Source organism: Anaerosalibacter bizertensis (genome assembly GCF_009696605.1).
Lineage (GTDB): Bacteria > Bacillota > Clostridia > Tissierellales > Sporanaerobacteraceae > Anaerosalibacter > Anaerosalibacter bizertensis.
This window is the reverse complement of record NZ_VULR01000015.1, coordinates 45,205-52,810: the sequence shown is the minus strand read 5'-3', so window position 1 is coordinate 52,810 and position 7,606 is coordinate 45,205. Positions and strand designations below refer to the sequence as shown.

The 7,606-nt window shown below is 32.9% G+C and carries 6 protein-coding genes; all 6 read left to right on the top strand.

All coding sequences use genetic code 11. From position 1 onward, the window contains the following. Positions 1-102 precede the first annotated feature (102 nt). The 6 genes from FYJ27_RS10200 (at position 103) to FYJ27_RS10175 (ending at position 7,526) form a co-directional block, all read left to right on the top strand. Positions 103-504, top strand: coding sequence for a FadR/GntR family transcriptional regulator (locus FYJ27_RS10200; protein ID WP_154484745.1), 402 nt, complete (start codon positions 103-105; stop codon positions 502-504). A 52-nt stretch (positions 505-556) separates the two neighbouring features. After that, complete coding sequence (locus FYJ27_RS10195; protein ID WP_154484744.1) at positions 557-823, top strand: NAD(P)-dependent oxidoreductase; 267 nt, start codon at positions 557-559, stop codon at positions 821-823. 167 nt (positions 824-990) lie between these two features. Continuing rightward, positions 991-2,442 (top strand): alanine/glycine:cation symporter family protein, encoded by a 1,452-nt coding sequence (locus FYJ27_RS10190; protein ID WP_154484743.1) that lies wholly within the window; start codon positions 991-993, stop codon positions 2,440-2,442. Positions 2,443-2,466: 24 nt separating this feature from the next. Further along, the gene (locus FYJ27_RS10185; RefSeq protein WP_154484742.1) at positions 2,467-4,095 is read left to right on the top strand and encodes an amidohydrolase; all 1,629 of its coding nucleotides are present in this window, start codon (positions 2,467-2,469) and stop codon (positions 4,093-4,095) included. 10 nt (positions 4,096-4,105) lie between these two features. Continuing rightward, positions 4,106-5,761 carry a M20/M25/M40 family metallo-hydrolase gene (locus tag FYJ27_RS10180; protein WP_154484741.1) on the top strand — a complete coding sequence of 552 codons (1,656 nt, stop codon included), beginning with the start codon at positions 4,106-4,108 and terminating at the stop codon, positions 5,759-5,761. A gap of 136 nt (positions 5,762-5,897) precedes the next feature. Next, positions 5,898-7,526, top strand: coding sequence for an amidohydrolase (locus tag FYJ27_RS10175; protein WP_229775535.1), 1,629 nt, complete (start codon positions 5,898-5,900; stop codon positions 7,524-7,526). Positions 7,527-7,606: the final 80 nt, after the last annotated feature.

The window sequence follows — 7,606 nt, the reverse complement described above, 5'->3', positions numbered from 1 at the left end:
TATTTATTTTCCATACTTGTATCGTATCACATTTTGTGTACGTTGCCAAATTATACATACACATAGTTTTATATTTGGGCTATCCATCCCACACCTAAAGAAGTGGGCTTTTCGCCCCTTGCTGTAAAATTAGCTGCTGAGAGAAGGACAGATGAAGATATAAAAGAAATGCATTATTTAATAGAACAACAAGAACAACTTCTTCAAGATGAAGAGGTAGATGTAAAACAGTTTATGAAGCTAGATATAGAATTTCATTGTGTCATATCTAGGGCAACTAACAATGAAATACTAAAAAGGTTAACTTTAGAGCTAGTAGAAAGTTATAATAGATATATTTTAATAGCCCCCTTTTTAGATAGAGCAAATACTATAGTTTCAGAACATAAACGAATAATAGAGGCCATTAAAGAAGAGGACGGGGAAAAAGCTGCAAAGATAGTACAAAATCATATTACCGATATAAGGGAAAGTTTAAAAGAAAGAATTGAAAAGATTTTATAATTATAGAGGTATACAAATACAAAAAACTCATAGGATGGTGTGTTAATTATGTCTGAAAAATTTCAATGTTAATATTTTAATTTATTATCCTAGAATAAAAGAGGAATTTAAAGAAGAAAGGGTTAAGTTTGTTGATTTTGAAAGACTTTTAAAAGATTCTGATATAATCACTTTACATATTCCTCTAACTGAAGAAACTAGATATATGTTTGATATAGAAGCATTTAAAACAATGAAAAGTACGTCTTTTCTTGTAAATACATCAAGAGGAGCTATAGTTAAAGAACAAGATCTGTACACAGCTTTAAATATGGGGTAAAATAACCATTGAATTGTCAGAATCTTGTTTATATAATGAATGTATACAAACACATATACAAATTCACTCATATTTTTTTACCCAAAAAAGAAAACGTTTTCTACGGAGGTGAAACACAGGAAATTTTTTAGGTTCTTCAAATCTTTCAAAATAAGGGAGGAATTTATATGGAATTATTTTCAAAGATAGTTGGATGGCTATGGGGACCCCCTCTAATTATTATGATGACAGTAACGGGACTTTATTTTACTATTGGTTCAGGCTTTTTTCAGTTTTCAAAATTCGGACATATAATGAAAAAAACTTTCGGCTCTATTGTAGGTAAGGAAGAAGATGAGGGCGGGGAAGGTTTACTTTCTTCGTTTGAAGCTATAAGTGTTGCTATAGGAGGATCTGTAGGTGTTGCTAATATTGGTGGTGTAGCTACAGCAGTAGCAGTAGGTGGCCCAGGAGCAATATTTTGGATGTGGATGTCAGCACTTCTAGGCATGGTTTTAAAGATGGCAGAAGTAACTTTATCAGTATATTATAGAAATAAAGATGAGAATGGTGTTCCATTTGGTGGTCCTACATTCTACATGGAAAAAGGATTGGGAGAAGAAAGAGGAATTAAAATATGGCCTGTACTGGCAGTAATATTTGGTGCAGGAATATTCTCAACATTTTTCTTAACATTACAAAACTATACTGTATCAGAAGCCATAGGTAATACATTTGGTATAAGCCTTATAACTGTAAGTGTTATTTATGTAATCTGTACTTATTTAATCATAAGTGGTGGTATTCCAAGTTTAGGTAAAGCAGCAGCAAAGATTGTTCCTTTTATGTGTTTATTCTATATAGTTGGTGGTCTTATAATAATATTCAAAAACATTACTGTACTTCCTCAAGCACTTTCAATGATAGTAAAAGGAGCTTTCACCGGTACTGCAGCTGTAGGAGGATTTGCTGGTATAGGAGCTATGAAAGCTTTACAACTAGGTATGGCAAGAGCCGTATATAGTAATGAAGCTGGTTGGGGTACTTCTCCAATGATTCATGCTACAGCTAAAGTTGAACATCCAGTGAAACAAGGACTTTGGGGAGCATTTGAAGTATTTATAGATACAATTGTAGTTTGTACAATAACAGCATTAGTAGTTATTATGACTGGACAATGGTCAACAGGACTTGATGGAGCAACATTGGCTTTAACTGCTTTTGAAGTAGGCTTAGGTAGATTTGGAAGAATAATAATTGCATTTTCTATATTCTTACTTGGACTTTCAACAACAACTGGTTGGTATGCATATTATGAAGTTATTCTTCGTCACTTATTCAAAAATAGACCTGATATAAAAGACAATATCCTTAAAGTATATAGATGGGTATATCCTATACCAGGAATGCTTTTAGTAATTATGGCAGTAACAAGTGGACTACCAGGAGCAGCAGTATGGCTATTTGGAGATTTCACATCAGCTATTCCAACATTTGCAAATGTTATAACCATATTGATACTTAGCCCTGTTTTTTTCAAGCTTATTAAAGACTACAAAGCAAGATATTTAGGCATAGGCAAAGTAGATCCAGAGTTTGAAGTATTTTATGAAGACAAGAAGGAAAAAGCATCTAGGTAGTTAGCAAAAAAGGAGGTCTTTATATTGGACAGAATTTTTATCAACGGAAAAGTAGCAACTATAGACTCAAAGAACTCTTTTGCTGAGGCTGTAGCTGTAGAAAATGGGAAAATAGCTAAAGTAGGTTCTAAAGAAGAAGTTTTAGAACTTAAAAATGATAAAACAGAAGTCATAGATTTAGAAGGGAAACTTCTTCTTCCAGGATTTAATGATAGCCATATGCATTTACTGATGTATAGTTATCATCTTCAAAATGTAAATCTTGTAGGAACTACTTCTATAGATAATATAATAGAAAGAACAAAGAATTTTATAAAAGAAAGAAATATCGCTTCAGGGAAATGGATTTTAGGAATAGGCTGGAATCAAGATTATTTTACAGAAGGCGAAAGGGTTTTCCCTACTAAATACGATTTAGACAAGATATCTACTGAACACCCAATAGTTTTTATAAGAGCTTGTTATCATATAGTAATAGCAAATAGTAAGGCTATGGAACTAGCTGGAATAACCAAGGATTCTCCTCAAATAGAAGGGGGGAAATTTGACCTTGATGAAAATGGGGAACCTATAGGAATATTTAGGGAAAAAGCTCAAGGTTTAATAACTAGCCATATTCCAGAGCCTACAGTAGAAGAAATAAAAGAAATGCTCATTGAAGGTATGGAAAATGCCAACAAATGTGGACTTACATCTGTACAAACAGATGACTTTGAAGCTATACCGGGGAAAAATTATGAAAATATAATAAAAGCTTATAAAGAATTAAATGAAGAAGGGAAAATAAACTTAAGGATATATGAACAATGTCTACTACCAAGTATGGAAAGATTGAAAGGATTTTTAGATAGAGGATATAGAACGGGACATGGGGACGATTTCTTTAAAATAGGGCCATTAAAGTTATTAGGAGATGGATCACTTGGAGCAAGAACGGCAGCTTTAACTAAACCCTATGCAGATTGTCCGGAAACTTGTGGTATACCAGTATTTACCCAAGAGGAAATAGATGAACTAGTAGAAATGGCTCATAACAATGATATGCAAATAGCAGTTCACTGCATAGGAAATAAGGCAATGTACATGGTATTTGAAGCAATGGAAAAAGCTTTAACAAAAAATCCAAAAGAAGATCATCGTTACGGAATAGTACATTGCCAGATAACTGATAAATACCTATTAGACAAGTTTAAAGAATTAAATGCAGTAGCTTATATTCAACCAATATTCTTAGACTATGATTGGCATATAGCAGAGTCTAGAATAGGGAGCGAACTACTAAAAACCAGCTATAACTGGAAAACCCTATTGCATAGTGGAGTCCATCTAGGATTTGGCTCAGATGCACCAGTAGAATCCTTCGATGTACTAAATGGTATCTATGAAGCCGTAACAAGTAAAGATTTAAATGGAAATCCAGAAGGTGGATGGAAACCAGATCAAACCCTTACAGTAGAGGAAGCTGTTCATTGCTTTACTATGGGAGGAGCATATGCTTCCTTTGAAGAAAATGTGAAGGGATCTATAGAAGAAGGTAAATTAGCAGATATGGTAGTCCTTTCAAGAAATATATTTGAAATACCAGAAGACGAAATAAAAGATATAGAAGTGGAGATGACAATTTTCAATGGAAATATAGTATATGAAAAATAGGAGGGTTAATATGTATTTAAACTGTTTGGAAGAAGTTAAAAATATAACTAAAGAATTAGTGAAGGTACCAAGTATAGTAAAAACAGATGGGGAAACTAAATGTGCACAGAAAATATATGATTATTATAAAGAAATCCCATACTTTAAAGAAAATCCAGAAAGACTTCAAATGGTACAAACAATAGATGACGAAATAGAAAGGCATATAGTTGTTGCCCATGTAAAAGGTACAAAAGGAGATTCAAACAAAGCCATAATACTTATGGGACATTTAGATACAGTAGGAGTAGATGATTTTGGCACTATTAAAGAATATGCCTTTGATCCAGACAAACTTCCAGAGGCTTTAAGAAAACTAAATTTAGACGAAGAACTAAATGCAGATATAGATTCAGGAGAGTATATGTTTGGAAGAGGGGCTCTTGATATGAAATCAGGAGTAGCAGGCCATATGTATTTAATAAAATATTTTTCAGAACATCCAGAAGAACTAAATGGACATCTTATAGCACTGGCAGAATGTGATGAGGAAGACAATTCCCATGGTATATTAACTGGTTTGAAAGTTTTTAAAGATATAAAAGAGAAGGAAAACTTAGAATATGTTGCAGCTATAAATGCAGATTATTCTACTCCATATCATGCAAAAGATGAAAACAGATATGTATACTTTGGAACTATAGGAAAACTACTTCCATCCTTCTATGTAGTAGGAAAAGAAACCCATGTAGGTCAAGCTTTTGGTGGATTAGATCCAAACTTAGTAGTAGCAGAGCTTACAAGGCTTATAGAGTTAAATCCAGAACTTTGTGATGAAGCCTTTGGAGAAGTTACTATACCTCCAATGTCACTAAAACAAGCAGATTTTAAAGAAGGATATACAGTTCAAACTGCCTTAGCTGCTTATTCCTATTATAACTTCTTTACTCATAGTATGAGTCCAAAAGATGTAATGGAAAAGATGAAAGAAAAGGCAGAAGAAGCCTTTGACAATATTATAGAATATACCAATAGTTCCTATAAAGAATTTTGTGAAAAAGGAGGCCATACATATACAAAGCTTCCATGGAAGAAAAGGGTATATACTTGGGACGAGTTTTACAATGAATTAGTAGATATTCATGGGGATAAATTTAAAAAACATATACGCGATTTTGCAGATGAATTAAATAAAAAACAACCAACTATGGATTTAAGAGAATTCAGTGCAAAGGTTATAGAAGAAGCTTGGAAATGGGTTGAAGATAGGAGTCCAGCCATAATAATATACTACTCTTCAATATTTTCAGCTAGAATAGAAGTAACAGGAAAAGATGAAAAAGAGAAAAATCTATTGGATAGTGTCAATGAATCTATAGATTTTGTACAGAAGTATTCAGATAAACCTATAGTAACTAAAATGTTCTATCCATATATTTCAGACTCTAGCTTTATGACAATAAGTGATGATCTGGAAGATTTAAAGGCGTTGGAAAACAATATGCCAGCTTGGGGAACAAAATATGTATACAATGTAGATGATATACTGGCTATAAATGTCCCAGTAGTAAATATAGGTACCTTTGGTAAAGATGGACATAAAGTAACTGAAAGGGTTCATATGAAACATACCTTTGAAAATGTACCTAATATAACATACAATACAATTAAAAAAATATTAGCTTAAAAATTACAAGCATTTCAACAAAATAACTAAAGGTAATAACGCCATATTACAATATGAAACTCCTTTCTGTAGCTTATAGGAAGGAGTTTCCATGTATAATATACCTATGGAATTAATTAAAAGAGGGGGTTTTAATATGGATAAAATAATTTTAAACGGAAAAATAGCTACAATGGCTTCAAAAGATATGTCTTGGGCTGAAGCTATAGCTATAAAGGATAGAAAAATAGCCAAAGTAGGTACCAATGAAGAAATACTAGCTTTGAAAAAGGATGATACAGAAATAATAGACTTAGAAGGTAAAACGGTACTTCCAGGTTTTAACGATAGCCATATGCATCTACTTAGCTATGGATATTCTTGTAGAGCTGTAAATCTAAATGGAACAGAATCCATAGATGATATAGTAGGAAGGATAAAGGACTTTATTGAAGATAAGAATATAAAAGAAGGGAAATGGATTGTAGGAAGAGGATGGAATGATGATTATTTTAAAGATGAAAAAACTTTCCCTACTAGGTATGATCTAGATAAGGCTTCAACAGAACATCCAATAGCTATAATTAGAGCCTGTGGCCATATTCAAATAGCTAATAGCAAGGCCTTAGAATTAGCGGGAATAACTAAAGATACCTCCCAAATAGAAGGCGGAAAGTTTGATTTAGATGAAAAGGGTGAACCTATAGGAATATTTAGAGAAAATGCTGTAGAACTTCTAACTAGCAAGATTCCAGAACCTACAGTAGAAGATATAAAGGAAATGCTACTTGAAGGTATAGAAGATGCCAATGCCTGTGGTATAACTTCTATTCAAACAGATGATTTTGAAGCTATACCAGGGAAAAACTATGAAAATATGATAAAAGCATATAGAGAATTAGAAAAGGAAGGAAAACTTAGTCTTAGAATATATGAACAATGTTTACTACCAAGTATAGAAAGATTGAAAGGATTTTTAGACAGAGGATATAGAACAGGGTTGGGGAATGAATATTTCAAAATAGGGCCATTGAAATTATTGGGAGATGGATCTCTTGGAGCAAGGACGGCAGCTTTAACTAAACCCTATGCAGACTGTCCAGAAACTTGTGGTATACCAGTATTTACCCAAGAGGAAATAGATGAACTAGTAGAAGTAGCCCATAATAATGGTATGCAAATAGCAGTTCACTGTATAGGAGATAAAGCAATGTATATGGCCTTTGAAGCAATAGAAAAAGCTTTAGAGAAAAACCCAAAAGAAGACCATCGTAATGGAATAGTACATTGTCAAATAACTGATGAATACCTATTAAACAAGTTTAAAGAATTAAATATGATAGCCTATATCCAACCAATATTCATAGACTATGACTGGAAGATAGTTGAGTCTAGAATAGGAAGTGAACTACTTAAAACCAGCTATAACTGGAAAACCCTATTGCATAGTGGGGTCCATATAGCTTGCGGCTCAGATGCACCAGTAGAATCCTTTGATGTACTAAATGGAATATATGAAGCAGTTACAAGGAAAGATTTAAAGGGAAATCCAGAAGGTGGTTGGATGCCAGAACAGAAACTTACAGTAGAAGAAGCAGTTTGGGGATTCACCAAAGCAGGATCCTATACTTCCTTTGAAGAAGATATAAAAGGTTCAATAGAAGAAGGAAAAGTAGCAGATATAGTAGTCCTTTCAAGAAATATATTTGAAATACCAGAAGATGAAATAAAAGATATAGAAGTAGAAATGACCATATTTGATGGAGAAATAGTATATGAGAGATAAAATTGTTTGATTTGAATATTAGGGATTATGCTAACAACGGTATGATTATTTTTTTCAGTAAAACAAAACATTTCACAGGT

Bases quoted from the DNA above. Each gene is read 5' to 3' on its own strand.
- FYJ27_RS10180 (WP_154484741.1), top strand. From the start codon at position 4,106: ATGTATTTAAACTGTTTGGAAGAAGTTAAAAATATAACTAAAGAATTA.
- FYJ27_RS10190 (WP_154484743.1), top strand. From the start codon at position 991: ATGGAATTATTTTCAAAGATAGTTGGATGGCTATGGGGACCCCCTCTA.
- FYJ27_RS10175 (WP_229775535.1), top strand. From the start codon at position 5,898: ATGGATAAAATAATTTTAAACGGAAAAATAGCTACAATGGCTTCAAAA.